The organism is Burkholderiales bacterium, assembly GCA_015075645.1.
GTDB lineage: Bacteria > Pseudomonadota > Gammaproteobacteria > Burkholderiales > Casimicrobiaceae > VBCG01.
This window is the reverse complement of record JABTUF010000004.1, coordinates 151,943-166,150: the sequence shown is the minus strand read 5'-3', so window position 1 is coordinate 166,150 and position 14,208 is coordinate 151,943. Positions and strand designations below refer to the sequence as shown.

General features: G+C 68.0%; 12 protein-coding genes. 5 read left to right on the top strand and 7 right to left on the bottom strand.

What is annotated here, in order from left to right:
* The first annotated feature begins 86 nt into the window (after positions 1-86).
* The 4 genes from HS109_11120 (at position 87) to HS109_11105 (ending at position 3,808) form a co-directional block, all read left to right on the top strand.
* Positions 87-548 carry an acetyl-CoA carboxylase biotin carboxyl carrier protein gene (locus tag HS109_11120; protein ID MBE7522920.1) on the top strand — a complete coding sequence of 154 codons (462 nt, stop codon included), beginning with the start codon at positions 87-89 and terminating at the stop codon, positions 546-548.
* Positions 549-661: 113 nt separating this feature from the next.
* On the top strand, positions 662-2,041 hold the full coding sequence (gene accC, locus HS109_11115; GenBank protein ID MBE7522919.1) for an acetyl-CoA carboxylase biotin carboxylase subunit: 1,380 nt from the start codon (positions 662-664) through the stop codon (positions 2,039-2,041).
* A 24-nt stretch (positions 2,042-2,065) separates the two neighbouring features.
* Complete coding sequence (prmA, locus tag HS109_11110; GenBank protein ID MBE7522918.1) at positions 2,066-2,959, top strand: 50S ribosomal protein L11 methyltransferase; 894 nt, start codon at positions 2,066-2,068, stop codon at positions 2,957-2,959.
* Complete coding sequence (locus HS109_11105; GenBank protein ID MBE7522917.1) at positions 2,960-3,808, top strand: DUF3426 domain-containing protein; 849 nt, start codon at positions 2,960-2,962, stop codon at positions 3,806-3,808.
* 123 nt (positions 3,809-3,931) lie between these two features.
* Here HS109_11105 and HS109_11100 read toward each other — a convergent pair whose 3' ends face one another.
* From HS109_11100 to HS109_11070, 7 genes are all read right to left on the bottom strand, one after another.
* Complete coding sequence (locus tag HS109_11100; GenBank protein ID MBE7522916.1) at positions 3,932-5,389, bottom strand: transposase; 1,458 nt, start codon at positions 5,387-5,389, stop codon at positions 3,932-3,934.
* Between the two features lie 50 nt (positions 5,390-5,439).
* Positions 5,440-6,186: a hypothetical protein gene (locus HS109_11095; protein MBE7522915.1), complete on the bottom strand. Its 747-nt coding sequence runs from the start codon at positions 6,184-6,186 to the stop codon at positions 5,440-5,442.
* A 49-nt stretch (positions 6,187-6,235) separates the two neighbouring features.
* Positions 6,236-8,344: a M13 family metallopeptidase gene (locus HS109_11090; GenBank protein ID MBE7522914.1), complete on the bottom strand. Its 2,109-nt coding sequence runs from the start codon at positions 8,342-8,344 to the stop codon at positions 6,236-6,238.
* A gap of 88 nt (positions 8,345-8,432) precedes the next feature.
* Positions 8,433-9,140, bottom strand: coding sequence for a hypothetical protein (locus tag HS109_11085; protein MBE7522913.1), 708 nt, complete (start codon positions 9,138-9,140; stop codon positions 8,433-8,435).
* 272 nt (positions 9,141-9,412) lie between these two features.
* On the bottom strand, positions 9,413-9,868 hold the full coding sequence (locus HS109_11080) for a hypothetical protein (protein MBE7522912.1): 456 nt from the start codon (positions 9,866-9,868) through the stop codon (positions 9,413-9,415).
* A 103-nt stretch (positions 9,869-9,971) separates the two neighbouring features.
* A complete protein-coding gene (locus HS109_11075; GenBank protein ID MBE7522911.1) occupies positions 9,972-10,679 on the bottom strand; it encodes a beta/gamma crystallin family protein in 708 nt (235 codons plus the stop codon).
* 292 nt (positions 10,680-10,971) lie between these two features.
* On the bottom strand, positions 10,972-11,952 hold the full coding sequence (locus tag HS109_11070) for an AraC family transcriptional regulator (protein MBE7522910.1): 981 nt from the start codon (positions 11,950-11,952) through the stop codon (positions 10,972-10,974).
* A 182-nt stretch (positions 11,953-12,134) separates the two neighbouring features.
* Between HS109_11070 and HS109_11065 the strand changes: the two genes are divergently transcribed.
* On the top strand, positions 12,135-14,186 hold the full coding sequence (locus HS109_11065; GenBank protein MBE7522909.1) for a M13 family metallopeptidase: 2,052 nt from the start codon (positions 12,135-12,137) through the stop codon (positions 14,184-14,186).
* The last annotated feature ends 22 nt before the right edge of the window (positions 14,187-14,208 follow it).

The window sequence follows — 14,208 nt, the reverse complement described above, 5'->3', positions numbered from 1 at the left end:
GGTCCCGAACCCCCGAATCGTCGTCCGCAACGTCGCCGCCGGATCCGCGCCCGACCCGTTGGCGTTCGGATCGCTGGGGTGACGCCATGGACCTGCGCAAGCTCAAGACGCTGATCGACCTGGTCGAGACCTCGGGTATCGCGGAACTCGAGATTCAGGAAGGCGAGGAGCGCGTGCGAATCACGCGGTCCCGACCGTCGGCGCCGGCCGTCCATGCCGCGCCGGCAGCACCGGCTCCGGCCGTCGAGCGCAGCGCTGCTGCGCCGGCAGGAACGGTCCCGAACGCCGAAGCACCGGCCTCGCTCGCTCCCGACGGCCACCTGGTGAAGAGCCCGATGGTCGGAACGTTCTACCGCTCCGGCTCGCCCGGCGCGAAGCCGTTCGTCGAGGTCGGTGACACGGTGAAGGAGGGGGATGCGCTCTGCATCATCGAGGCGATGAAGCTCATGAACGAGATCGAATCCGACAAGGCGGGCGTCGTGAAGGCGATCCTCGTCGAGAACGGGCAGCCGGTCGAGTTCGGCCAGCCGCTGTTCGTGATCGCCTGAACGGGCACGACTCCGGGGTCGTGGCGCGTTCCCGGCACCACCGGACCCCTGCCCGGGTCCTTCCGGAGCCGTCCCGCGCCGCCGCGGGCTGGTCCGCCTGACGAACGCACGCCGTGCCTCCTCCCAAGTCCGACAAGCTCTTCGACAAGATCCTGATCGCCAACCGCGGCGAGATCGCGCTGCGCGTGCAGCGCGCGTGCCGCGAACTCGGCATCAAGACCGTGGTGGTGCACTCGGAGGCCGATCGCGACGCGAAGTACGTGCGGCTCGCCGACGAGTCGGTGTGCATCGGCCCGCCGCCGTCGGCGCAGAGCTACCTCAACATCCCGGCGATCATCGCGGCGGCCGAGGTCACCGACGCGCAGGCGATCCATCCCGGGTACGGGTTCCTCTCCGAGAACGCGGATTTCGCCGAGAAGGTCGAGCGCTCGGGCTTCGTGTTCATCGGCCCGCGCGCCGACACGATCCGCCTGATGGGCGACAAGGTGAGCGCCAAGGCCGCGATGACCAAGGCCGGCGTGCCCTGCGTGCCGGGCTCGGAGGGCGCGCTGCCCGAGGACCCGAAGGAGATCGTGAGGATCGCGCGCGCGATCGGCTATCCGGTGATCGTCAAGGCGGCGGGCGGCGGCGGCGGGCGCGGCATGCGCGTCGTGCACACCGAGGCCGCGCTCAACTCCGCGGTGTCGCTCACGCGCTCGGAAGCGCAGGCGGCGTTCGGCAATCCGACCGTGTACATGGAGAAGTTCCTGACGACGCCGCGGCACATCGAGATCCAGGTGCTCGCCGACGAGCACAAGAACGCGGTCTGGCTGGGCGAGCGCGACTGCTCGATGCAGCGCCGCCACCAGAAGATCATCGAGGAGGCGCCGGCGCCCGGCATCGCCCCGCGGCTCGTCACGCGCATCGGCGACCGCTGCGCCGACGCCTGCCGCAAGATCGGTTACCGCGGCGCGGGCACGTTCGAGTTCCTGTTCCAGGACGACGAGTTCTTCTTCATCGAGATGAACACGCGGGTGCAGGTCGAGCACCCGGTGACCGAGGCGACCACGGGCATCGACATCGTGCAGCAGCAGATCCGCATCGCGGCCGGCCAGAAGCTCGCGTTCCGCCAGCGCGACATCGTGCGCAAGGGCCACGCGATCGAATGCCGGATCAACGCCGAGGATCCGTACACGTTCGTGCCCTCGCCCGGCCGCATCACGAACTACCACGCGCCCGGCGGCCCCGGCATCCGCGTCGACTCGCACGTCTACGCGAACTACGTGGTGCCGCCGTACTACGACTCGATGGTCGGCAAGGTGATCGCGTACGGCGACTCCCGCGACCAGGCGATCGCGCGCATGAGGATCGCGCTCTCCGAGATGGCGGTCGAGGGCATCCGCACGAACATTCCGCTGCACCAGGAACTCCTGATCGACGAGAAGTTCCTGCGCGGCGGCACCTCGATCCACTACCTCGAAGAGAAGATCGCGAAGCGGACGGGGGGGAAGTAGGGCCGGATTCCGGTCTTGGTCCCGATGCCGTATCTCGCGCTGCGATTCGAATCCGACGCCACCGACGCCGAGCGCTGGTGCGACGCGCTGCTCGAGGCGGGCGCGCTGTCGGTGGAGGTGTCCGATCCGCACGCGGGCACGGAGCGCGAGGCCGCGCGCTACGCCGAGCCCGGGGAACCGGACGCCGGCTACTGGGCGGTGTCGCGCATCGAGGCGCTCTTCGCCGACGGCGTCGACGCCGCGCAGGCGTTCGCCGCGGCCGCGCAGGTCATCGGCGTGCCGGCGCCGCGCCACGGCACGCGCGCGATCGCCGACGAGGACTGGGTGCGCGCCACGCAGGCGCAGTTCGGCCCGATCGATCTCGGCGCGGGATGCTTCGTCGTGCCGACCTGGTGCGAAGCGCCGCGCGACGCGGCGATCGTGCTGCGGCTCGATCCGGGCGTCGCGTTCGGCACCGGCTCGCATCCGACGACGCGCCTGTGCCTCGAATGGCTGCGCGAGACGATCCGCGGCGGCGAGCGCGTGATCGACTACGGTTGCGGCTCGGGCATCCTCGCGATCGCGGCGGCGAAGTTCGGCGCCGCCGACGTCTCGGGCACCGACGTGGATGCCCAGGCGCTGTCGGCGAGCCGCGCGAACGCGACATCGAACGGTGTCGAGGCGCGGTTCGTCGAGCCTTCGCGCCTGCGCACCGAGCCCGCGGACGTCGTGGTGGCGAACATCCTCGCGAACCCGCTGATCCTGCTCGCGCCTGCGCTGTCGGCGCGGGTTCGACCCGGCGGGAGGATCGCGCTCTCGGGCATCCTCGAACCGCAGGGCGGCGCGGTCGCCGCGGCCTACGAGCCGTGGTTTACACTCGCGCACGCGCGGCGACTCGACGGTTGGGTGCTGCTCGCAGGCGAACGCCGCGCGACCTGAATGGACGAACAGTACACGCGCTGTCCCGGGTGCCGGACGATCTTCCGCGTCACGGCGCAGCAGCTCGCGCTGAAGGGCGGGCAGGTGCGTTGCGGGCATTGTCGGACCGTGTTCGACGGCACCGCGGAACGCGTCTCGCTCGCGCCGCAGGCGCACGAGGCGCGCGACGTCGAGGCCGACCCGGGCCCGCCCACGGTGACGCTGCGCCCGGCGCACGCGTTGCGCGCCGCCGACGACACCGCCGCACCTGCGACGGCGACGCATGCCGCCACGACGCAGCAGTCGTCGCCGCAGCCGACGATCACGCCCGGCGCGGCGCGCGCGGACGACGATTGGGAGAACCGCTTCGCGTGGGACAAGCCGCGCGAGCGGCGACGCACGCCGCTCGTCGCGACCGGAGCCGTGCTCCTCGCGGTCCTGCTCGCGGGGCAGGCGCTGTGGCATTTCCGCGATGCGATCGCCGCGCACGCTCCGGCGCTGCGCCCGGCGCTCGTGCGGGCGTGCGCGTACGCCGGGTGCACGATCCGACCGTTGCGCGACGTCGCCGCGCTGTCGATCGAGTCCTCCGACCTGCAGGCGGACGCCGCGCACCGCGGACTCCTGATCCTCGCGGCGACGGTGCGCAATCGCGCGAACCACGCGATCGCCTTCCCGTACCTCGAACTCACGCTCACCGACGCCCAGGATCAGCCGGTCGTGCGCCGCGCCTTCGCGCCCGGCGAGTTCGCCGGCGGGACGGCCGATGTCGCCCGCGGCATCGCCCCGCAAGGTGAAATCCCGATCAAGCTCTTCATCGACGCGAGCGCGACGACGCAGGCGGGCTACCGACTGTACCTGTTCTATCCGTGAATCCTGTCATCGCACCATTATGGTGCGATGACAGGAGTCAGTTGTCGGTTGTCAGTTGACAGTAGCGCCGGCGTCTCCTGTGGCGGCGCATTGAGATACCGTGATCTCCGTCAAGTGTTTTTCTCATCGCGTGTCGGGGGCGGTCAGGTTGGGCACGAACGGGCGGCGGTGTTTTGCCACGCTGTAGATGGCCAGCAGCAATTTGTGCAGGCAGGCGACCAAGGCGACCTTGGGCAGCTTGCCGCGGGCGCGCAGTTGCTCGTAATGGGCGCGCAGCCACGGATTGCGGCGCACGGCGGTGAGGGTGGGCATCCACAAGGCGGCGCGCAGTTGCGCGTTGCCGAGCGGGGTCAGTGCGGCGCGCGCCGGGGTGTGCTTGCCGGAGTGTTTGAGTCCGGGAACGACACCGACGTAGGCGGCGAAGGCGGCGGCGCTGCGAAAGCGGGCGGGGTCGCCGGCGTGCGCGATGACGCAGGCGGCGGTGTGCGGTCCGATGCCGTCGATGGTGGTGAGCAGGCGGCCGACGTCGTGCTCGCGCAGCTTGCCGTCGATGTCGTGGTCGAGCTCGCGCAGGCGGCGGCGCAACAGGTCGAGGTCCTGGCAGGCGTAGCGGACTTGGACGCGGTAGGCGGCGCTGTGGTGCTGGCCGACCGAGCGGCGGGCGGCGTCGATGAGGGTGCGGGCGAGGTCGAGGCCGACGAGATGGCGGCCGTCGTAGCGCAATGCGGCCAGGCGTTTGACCGAGACGCCGCGGAACGCCTGCGCGGTGGGGTAATCATGCAGGATGGCGCTGGCGAGCTCGCTGTCGAGGCCTTTGACGTAGCGGGTGAACTCGGGGAAGCCGAGGTCGACCAGGCGGTGCAGTTGGCGCACGCGATCGCCGAAGTCCTGGGTGAGTCGCGCGCGCAAGCGCACCAGTTCGCGCAGCTCCTCGGTAGCGCTGTCGGGCAGGCCGGCGGCGCGGATACCCTGCAGATAGATCGGCGCATTGGCGAGCGATTCGTCGACACCGGTGCGGAACGGTCCCTGCCGGCCGTTGCCGCCGGATTGCCGGAAGCTCTCCCGCCTGAGCTCGGTCGTAGGCCAGGTGTTCGGATACTGGCCGGCGTGGCGCTGCAGCAGTTCGACCACCTTGCCCCGTCGCTCCGGTGCCACCTGGTCGTTCAGCAAGCCCTGCACACCGGAAAAGACCGCCTTTGGTACGTCGACACAGGTCCGGTAGTACTTGGTCGCGAGGCGGGCGCCGGTGATGTCGCGCGCGACCGACGCAAGCAGGATTTCGAGGTCTTGGCGAACATTCCCGTCGGTCGTGACGGCGAGCCGTTGCTTCAACGTACCCTGCAGCGATTCGAGCGCGACCACCAGGCGCTCATTGCGCCCCGGGGCGACATCGGCGACCAGCCCGTCGAACTGGCTCATGCCGAAGGCGGACATTTGCTCCGGATCGAATCGGCCCTCGACCTCGAGCACGAGCTCGGTGTTGGCGTTGCTGGCGGCGACCCAGGCGGGTTCCGCCGCCGCCGATAGTGGCAGCGCGCACAGCCCCACGACCATCAACGCGCCAGCGATCCGGTTTCGCATTGCGTCTCCTTCTCGCCGCGCCGCCCGCGGCGCATGGCTTTCCGTCGGCGTCACCCGCCCTGGACCAGTGGATCCGGTATTTCGTAGCGCTCGTCCGTGCCCAGCTTGACCACGGTGCGATCACCCTCGCGCGCATGCGTCAACGGCTCGGTTGCATCCGAGGCGACCGGCACGCCAGCGACGAACAGGATGCGCCGCCGCAGCGCGTTCGGACCCCGGACCTCGACCGTTGCCGTGCCGTCGACGCCCCGCCGGATGACGAAGGCGTCGCATCGCTGCGCTTTCGTCTCGAACGGCGGCAGGCACCGCACCTCGCCGGACGCATGGAATTTTGTGCCGGGAATCAGAGCGTCCTGCGCCGCGGGCAGCGGCGGCAGCGCGCGGCCGGTGACACCGACCGTCAGCGTGTAGCTGGCCATCTCGTTGCGCCGGGAGGCGTTGCGCATCAGGTAGACGCGCAAGACGTAGGTGCCGTCGGTGGGCAACATGACGGTCGCATCGGTGCCCGTCGTGCTGCCGACGAACATCGACATCTGCGAGCCCGGCGGGTTGATGTTGAAATAGGCCGATTCGTTCGAAGTCTTCATCGCCACCGTCAGCATCTGGCCCGCGCGCGCGTCGATCCTGTAATCGACGCTTGCATCGCCCTTGATCGAGCCGCGGATCTGCGCCGTCGTCGCACCCTTGGCGAATCGGACGGTCTCGCTGCGGATGGCGGAGATGCCGGCGGCGTGGCTCGGCAGCGCGGCGTTGACTGCCAGCAACAGCAGCGACGCAGCGACAATGCGGTGGGTCACGGCTTCCTCGCTGATCGGCTATGACGCTTCATGGCGGCAGCGGCGTCGGTCACCAGAGCGCGACCCGATTCTTCGGTTCGAGCCAGGCCGGGTCGCCGGCGCGGATGCCGAACGCCTCGTAGAAGCTTCGCTCGTGCTGCGCCGGCGCGAGCATCCGGTAGACGCCCGGAGGATGACCATCGACCGGCAGGACCTGCCGCAGCCAGCCCTCGTTCGCCTTGTCGGCCCACACCTGCGCCCACGCCAGGTAGCAGCGCTGCGTCTGGGTCAGGCCATCGATCTTCCGGTTCTGCTGCGGGTGGTCGTGCAGGTAGCGCTTCAGTGCGGCGGCGCCGAGCGAAACTCCGCCCACGTCAGCCAGGTTTTCGCCGACCGACAACTGACCGTTGATGTGGAGGCCGGGGAGGATCTCGACCGCCGAGGCTTGCCGCACGAGCTTCTGCGTCTCCTGCTCGAAGTGCTTCGCATCGGCCGCCGTCCACCAGTCGCGGACGTTGCCTTGCGAATCGTAGAGGCGACCCGACGAATCGAAGCCATGCGTGAACTCGTGCCCGATGACCGCGCCCAGCGAACAGAAATTGAGCGCCGGGTCGGCCTTGGGATCGTAGAACGGCGGCTGCAGGAACGCCGCCGGGATCTCGATGCTGTTCTTGTCGGACTGGTAGGCGGCGTTGATGTCGGTCGGCTGCGTCGCGTTCGGTACCGCGAAGCCGTCTTGCTGCACCGGCTTGCCGAACCGGGCGAGTTCCCGGCGCACCCGGAATTCGTTGATCCGGGCGACGTTGCCGAAGTAGTCGTCACGACGGATTTCGACGGCCGCGTAGTCGATCCACTGCGCAGGGCGTCCGACGCCGACCTTCATCGTGTCGAACTTGGCGAGTGCCTCGCGGCGCGTGGCGTGCGCCACCCAGCGGCTCTTCTCCACCCGTCCGCGGAACTCCGACTTGATGCGCGCCACCAGGTCCTCCGCCGCCGCGATGGCGTCCGGCGAGAGATACCGCGCCACGTACAGCTGCCCGAGCGGATGTCCGAGCTTGCCCGAAATCTGTTGCGCGACCAGGCGGTCGCGCGGCGGCAGCTCGAACTTGCCGTAGAGCACTTCGGCAAACGCCTTGCCCGGCACCAGGAATGCTGGCGTCAGGTAGGGCGCCGCGCGCCGCACCAGTTCCCAGTCGAGGTAGACCTTGGTGTCGGCCAGCGGCAATTCGGCGAGCAGCGCGTTGCGCTCGCGCAGCGCCGCCGCCTCCACGACGATGACCTCACCGCCGGTCGGCAGGCCGAGGGCGCCGAAATAGGCGTCGAGATCGACATTGCCGACCATCGCCTTCAGGTCGTCGTAGCGCATCTTCTGGAAGCGCTTCGCCGGATCCCTTTGCTCCACCGGTGTCAGCTTCTTCGCCGCGATGCGCGTCTCGATCGCGAGGATCCGTTGTGCAGCGGACCTCGCGTCTGCCGATGTGCTGCCGGCAATGACCAGATAGTCGGCCACCTGGCGAAGGTAGCCCTCGCGGATCTTCTCGAACTCAGGCTTCAGGTAGTTGTCGGTGCCCAGCGGCAGGTCGCTGTCGCCGACGTAAATCGTGTAGCGCCGGCGGTCGACGGTGTCGGTGCCGACGATGGCGCCGATCAGGACAGGGTCGTTGGTGGCGACGGCCAGCCGGGCGAGCGCTTCGGCCAATGACTTGCGGCCGTCGATCGCGGCGATGCGAGCGAGATCGGGCTTGATCGGCGCGACGCCGAGTTCGGCCAGTCGCTTTTCGTTCATGCCGGAGGCGTAGAAGTCGCCAACCTGCTGCGTCGGGCTGCCACGGGCGGCCGTGGCACTCGCGCGCGCCGCCTCGTCGAGCAGCGTACCGATCTGGACCTCGACCTGCTTCTTCAGCACGTCGATGCCAGAGACGCGCAGGCTGTCAGCCGGAATCACCGCGGCATCCGTCCAGCGACCTGCGGCATAGCGGCGGAAGTCGCGGCGGGGGTCCGCCTTCGGGTCCATCTTCTCGACCGAGAACCCGATCGGATAGCCGAAGTTGTTGTTGATCGACGGCGCCACCGGATCGGCACTGCCGCCCGCCGGCGACTGCGCGACCGCAAGCCCGACGCCGCCAGCGACGAGACCGAGACCCGCGGCGCGGGCGATGCTGCGAGAGATTCCGTTCATGCTTCTTCCCTGTCCTTATGGTCGATGGTTGGCAGTCCGGACCGGCGGCGCTGTCCGGGGCCGGACGGCCACGGGCACCGACGCCAGGTCAGTATTGGAGGCTCAGGCCGGGTGTCCAGCCCCGCACGTCGGGACCGAAGAGGCACCCGGCGGCAAGGCGCACGCGCTCGGAGTCCGGCCGGTCGGCATGAAGCGGCACTTCAAGGCCGCCGCCTACCTCGGCGACGGCGTCGAAGCCGAGCGCATCGCGATTGGCGCCGAAGAAGCCGGAATAACCGCCGTAGGCGACCCAGGGCAGCGCGCGGTCGGCGATCCGATACGACGTTGGTTGCGCAAAATCGGCCCGGATCGAGTAGGCGTTTGCGGCCTCGCTGAACGACTGGAAGGTCGTCGACTCGCCGAAGCTCCCGATCCAGGACCGTGCGACGTGGCCGCGGAGGTCGAGCTTCGCGTCGCCGATCACATGCGACCAGTCGAGTCCGATGGACGGCGTGATCAGCCACGCATTGGTCTGCCAGTTGAACAGCAGTCCATCGAACAGCGGCTGCAGCGGGGCGGCGGCCCCCGAATAGTCCGCGGAATTTTCGAGGCGGGCGACCGCGACATCGAGCGCCGGCTCCAGCGTGAAGCCGCTGCCGAGCCGGAGCTTGACGAGCATTCCGCCGCCGGCGCTGTACCCGGTCCAGCGGCTTCCGACATTGCCGCTCTCGCCGGCCGCGCTCGTGGTCGGGAAGCCGTCCTTGTACCGCATGTAGCCGCCGGCCGCCTTCCAATACAGGTCGGCGTCGGGCGACAACGCGAGCCACTTCGCCTGGTAGGGCGCCCTGAAAACATCGAGCTTGGGCTTGGGATCGCTCGACTGGATCTCGTAGGACGCAGCCGAAACGTCGGGCGTCGCGGCCAGCCCGATCATCTGCGCGTAGCCGGAACCCAGCCGCGCGCCGCTGACCAGCGACGCGATGTCAGGAGGCGGCGTCTGGCCGAAGGCCGTGCCCGCGGCGGCGAGCAGAATGCAGGCGAGTCCATTCGGCGCCCGCATATTGAAGGCCGTTGCCGTCGCACCCCCGGCTAAGGCTTGGGCGCCGGCGCCGCCGCGGCACCTGGCACGTCGGCCGCGATCTTGAACTCGATGCTGTAGCTCGACGTTTCGTTGCGGCGCGCAGCGTTTCGCATCAGGTAAACGCGCACGACGTAGTCGCCGGACTTCGGCAGCCTGCCCGAGAACTTGTTCCCCTCGGTTGACCCGATGAAGATCGCACTGTCCTCGCCGGGCGCCATCACGTTGAAATACGTCGAGCGATTCGACGGCTTCAGCGTGACGGTCATCGTCTGCCCGGCGGTTGCGCCGAGGCGATAGTCGACGCTTTCGTCACCCTTGACCTTGTCCTTCAGCGTCGCCGCACTCTCGCCCTTCGCGAACTGCACCGCCGTCTCGCGGATTCCATCGGCAGCCAACGCTGGCGTGCTTGCCAGTCCGAGGCAAACCGCGGCGATCACCCACACCTCGTTCTTGCCCGTGCTCATTGCCACTGCTCCATGAGTGCAACAGGAACGCGCGTCAGCGCGCCCGCCGTCTCGCGCCGACGGTCGTGCCCGAAGCACGGCCGTCCATGGCGGCCTGGCGGCGTCAGTTGCTCCAGCTGGGATTGCTGCGATACGGATAGTTGTTGGATACCTGGCGGCCCGAGGAGATGCGGTGGTCCTGCCCCAAAGGCAGGTTCGGATAGTCGCCGGGCCCGTAGGTGTGGCAGTTGCCCTGGAAGCCCGCTTCGGTGCAGAACAGCCAGTAACCCGACTCGATCCGCAGCGAGCGGGCCTTGTCGTTGAAGCCGACGCGGTCGAGATTGGCGACGCCACCGGGACCGACGACAAAGGTCTCGCCCGAGAGGTTATAGCCCGAATAGAGGACCGCGCGAGAGCCGGAGCCCCAGTTGCCGCCGCTGCCCCACCGATTGAAGTCGTAGCTGCTGTTGCTGTTGTAGCTGCCGCTACTGTTTGAGTCGTAGCGGTTGTTGCTGTTCCAGCCACCGCCGCCGTCCGGCGTCCAGCCGAGTTCCCGTACCGACGACAGCTTGTCATTCATGCCCATTGCCCGAAGTGATGAGTATTCGCCAGGACCAAGGGTCACGCAGTTGCCACGAAAGTACGTGTCGGCGCACAGTTGCCACCGGCCACCGTTGATCCGCACCGACGAGGCTTTGTCGTTGAAGCCGCCATCGTTGAGGTTCGATACGCTGTTGAAAGCGCGATAGTTGCGCCCGTTGAAGTTGTCGTTTTCGTACAGGATGATCTGGGCAGATGCCGCGCCAGTGGCCGACAGCAGCAGGATGCCCATGCAGCAGGATGCAATCTTCATTCGAGTTCCGTAGGCGATGAAAAAAAAAAGGAAATGCGCGGGCAGGCAGGTAATGGGGTTCGGGGGCAGGACCTGCCGGCGCGTAAACCTGCGATCGTATTCGGTTGCACCTGGAACGGGCTATCCGAAAAGCGAACGGCGGAAGGCCGAAGGCTCGTCCGCGTCGTGGACACCGAAGCTCGCTCGGCCAAACGCGGGTCGCGATGCGAGCGGGGAATCGCGACGGTGCCGCCAGCATCTGGCGACATCGCGAAGCTCCGATCGGCAGAGGTTATCTATTTACGACTGTTGCGGCGGCAGCTGTACGCCGCCTCGCAAGTGTATCCGACGGCGATTCGCCAATGACTTCAGCATACATCTGCGCGAAACGTCCCAAATGCGCGAACCCAAGGTCGAGCGCAACACTGGTCACACTCGCATCGGCGGTAGCGTGATCGAGGCGATGGTGGGCCGCCATCAGTCGCCGTTCAGTGACGAAACGCATCGGGGAAGTGCCACGACGGATTTCGAAGGTCTTCTGCAGACACCTTGCACCTACCCCGGCGACCTCACATAGCCGCCCCAGCGTGATCGGTTCATCAACGTGCGCGTCGATCCAGCCCTCCAAGTCATTGGCGCGGCACTGGGCCAGGCCGCCAGAACGATCAATCACCGATTCCCGCAGCGCAAGGTCGGCCACAAGCGAGACCACCCGCCCCTCGGCCACGGCGAGTTTGCGTGAATCACTCCCGGGCCGCGTCGCATCCATCAATTCAAGCGCCGCACCGACGAGGGCGGCTCGATGCGCCGATGCAAGCTCCAGAATTTCCAGGCGTCGCACCCATCCCGCGTCTCCTTGCGGTCGCCGCGCCTCCAGTTCCCTGGTCAATGCAACCTGCTGGACTTCGACGGCAAACAGGCTGCCGGGCGGGCTGGTCCGGGTGTATTCCCACCCGGCCGGTGTCATGACCACCGCATTCGCGGCAACCGGCGGCGAGACACGTCGCCCTACGCGATAGGTGCTGCCGGTCGGCACCGACAGATACAGGATCGGGCCGAGAACAAAGCCACGCACGGTCTGCTCAACGGCCGACTCGGAGCCACCGCAGGTCGTGAGTTGTCCGTTCAACACGTACATCGAATAACCCATCGGCACATCTCGGCGCGCGACGCGCGAATGCCAACCGTCCTTGTTACCGATGAACGCCCTGATCTCGTCGAGATTGTCGGAGCGGAAGGAATTGGCCCAGGGCGGTGCCGAGAGCGATTTCATTGGAGCGGGAGACTTGTCTGCAAATGGCATTGCGGACTCTGTAGTGTGAGCCATATTGTTCGCAAAGCGGATAGCCATCGAGAATGCCGCCGACTAATGTAGCGGGTTTTGCGGCCCTTGCCCCAGTCAGGGACCGACATGGCCGGAAACCTGGGCTCCTTAGAAAGCGGAAACGAAAACTCGTGAAGCGACTCCAGCCGGCAATTGCGGCGTTTCTCGTGGGCCTCGTCGGGCAGCAAGCCTGGTCCGGGACCATTCCCGCCGACGTGCCTTCTCTGGGCTACTCGCCGCAGAACATGGACCGATCGGTCGACCCGCGCCAGGATTTCTACCGGTACGCCGCAGGCAAGTGGCTCGAGCGCACCGAGATCGCACCCAGCGCCCCCGACGTGGGAGGCTTCACGCTGCTGGCCGAGCAGTTGGACCGGCAGCTGCTGACCCTGATCCAGCAAGCCGCCGCGACGACCGGTGCACCGAAGGGCACCCCGCGCCAGCAGGTCGGCGACTTCTACAGGGCGGCGATGGACATCGCGCGGCGCAATACGGTGGGCCTGCAGCCGCTGCAGGCCGATCTGCAGCGCATCGCCGCGGCCACCGGAACGCCGACCGACTACGGCACGCTGGCCGGACGGGTGCAGAACGGCTATGGCGCCTCGCCGCTGATCAACGCGGCCGCAATGCCCGACGCCAAGGACAGCAGCACCTATGTGCTGGTGCTGGCGCCGGGCGCGCAGATGCTCGAGCAGGACGAGTACGCCAAGCCCGAGTACCAGAAGCTGCGCGAGTTCTACCGCATGTACGTCGTGGCGCTGCTGAACGGCGCCGGCGATTCCGTCGACGCAGCGGGCATTGATGCCGCGCGCGTCGTGGCGCTGGAGTCGCGCATGGCGGCGGCCATGATGTCACCGCTGCAGATGCGCGAGCCGGCCAACACCTACAACATGATGACGCTCGAGCAGGCACAGGCGCTGGTGCCGGCGATCGACCTGCGCGCCTTCCTGACCGCGCTGGGCATCACGGCGCCGGCGCGCGTCCAGGTCGCCGACCCCAACGCGATGAAGGCGCTGCAGCGGCTGCTCGAGCAGACGCCGGCCGCAGACGTAAAGCTGCTGTTGCGCTGGTTCACGCTGGCCGCGCGCGCGGCGGAGCTCGGCGGGGGGCACCAGGCGTTGGAGGAGGAGTTCACGCGGCTGCGCAAGGGCCTGAAGGAGCCGCCGGGGCGCCAGCGCGTGGTCACGCAGCAGATCGGCGCGCAGCTGTACCACCCGCTGTCGCAGCTGTACGTGCAGGCCAACTTCCCCGACGCCACCCGGCGCGAGATCACCGAGATGGTCGCTCACATCAAGGACGAGTTCGCGAGCCGCCTGCGCCGCAACGACTGGCTCGACGACGCCACCCGCCAGGCGGCGCTCGAGAAACTGGGCAGGATGGACATCCAGGTCGGCTACCCCAAGGAATGGGTGGATTTCAGCGCGCTGGACATCCGCCCCGACGACCACTTCGGCAACGTGCAGCGCGCCGCCCGATTTGCGTTCGAGCGCGAAATCAGCCAGATCGGCAAGCCGGTGCTCGGCAACCGCTTCGCGGTGGCCACCAAGACCACGCCGATCGCCGTCAATTCGGCCTACAACTTCACCACCAACACCATCGACATCACGGCGGCGATCCTGCAGCCGCCGTTCTACCAGCCGGGCGCCGATGTCGCGGCGAACTACTGCGCTATCGGTGCAGTGATCGGCCATGAGATCACCCACGGTTTCGACAGCCTGGGCCGCCAGTTCGACCCGCAGGGCAACCTGCGCAACTGGTGGTCGGACGAGGCCGACCGCCGGTTCAAGCAGCGCACCGACGTGCTGATCGACCAGTACAACCGCTACGAGATCCTGCCCGGCCTGATGCACAACGGCGCCATGACCGTGACGGAGAACACGGCCGACCTCGGCGGCATCACGCTGGCCCACGCGGCGCTGCGGCGCTATGCGGCGAAGAACCCGTTGCCCGAGGTGGACGGGCTGAACGCCGACCAGCGTTGCTTCGTGGCCTGGACGCAGATGTGGGCTTTCAAGGCGCGGTCGGAGCGGCTGCGCTATCTGGTGTCGATCGACGTGCACGCCGTTGCGTCGGTGCGCGCCGTGGCGCCGCTGCTGCACCTGGACGCCTTCCACGAAGCTTTCGGCACCCGGCCGGGCGATCCGATGTGGCGTGAGCCGCAGCAGCGGGTGGTGCTCTGGTGAGGCGCGCCTTGGCAGAGGGTAG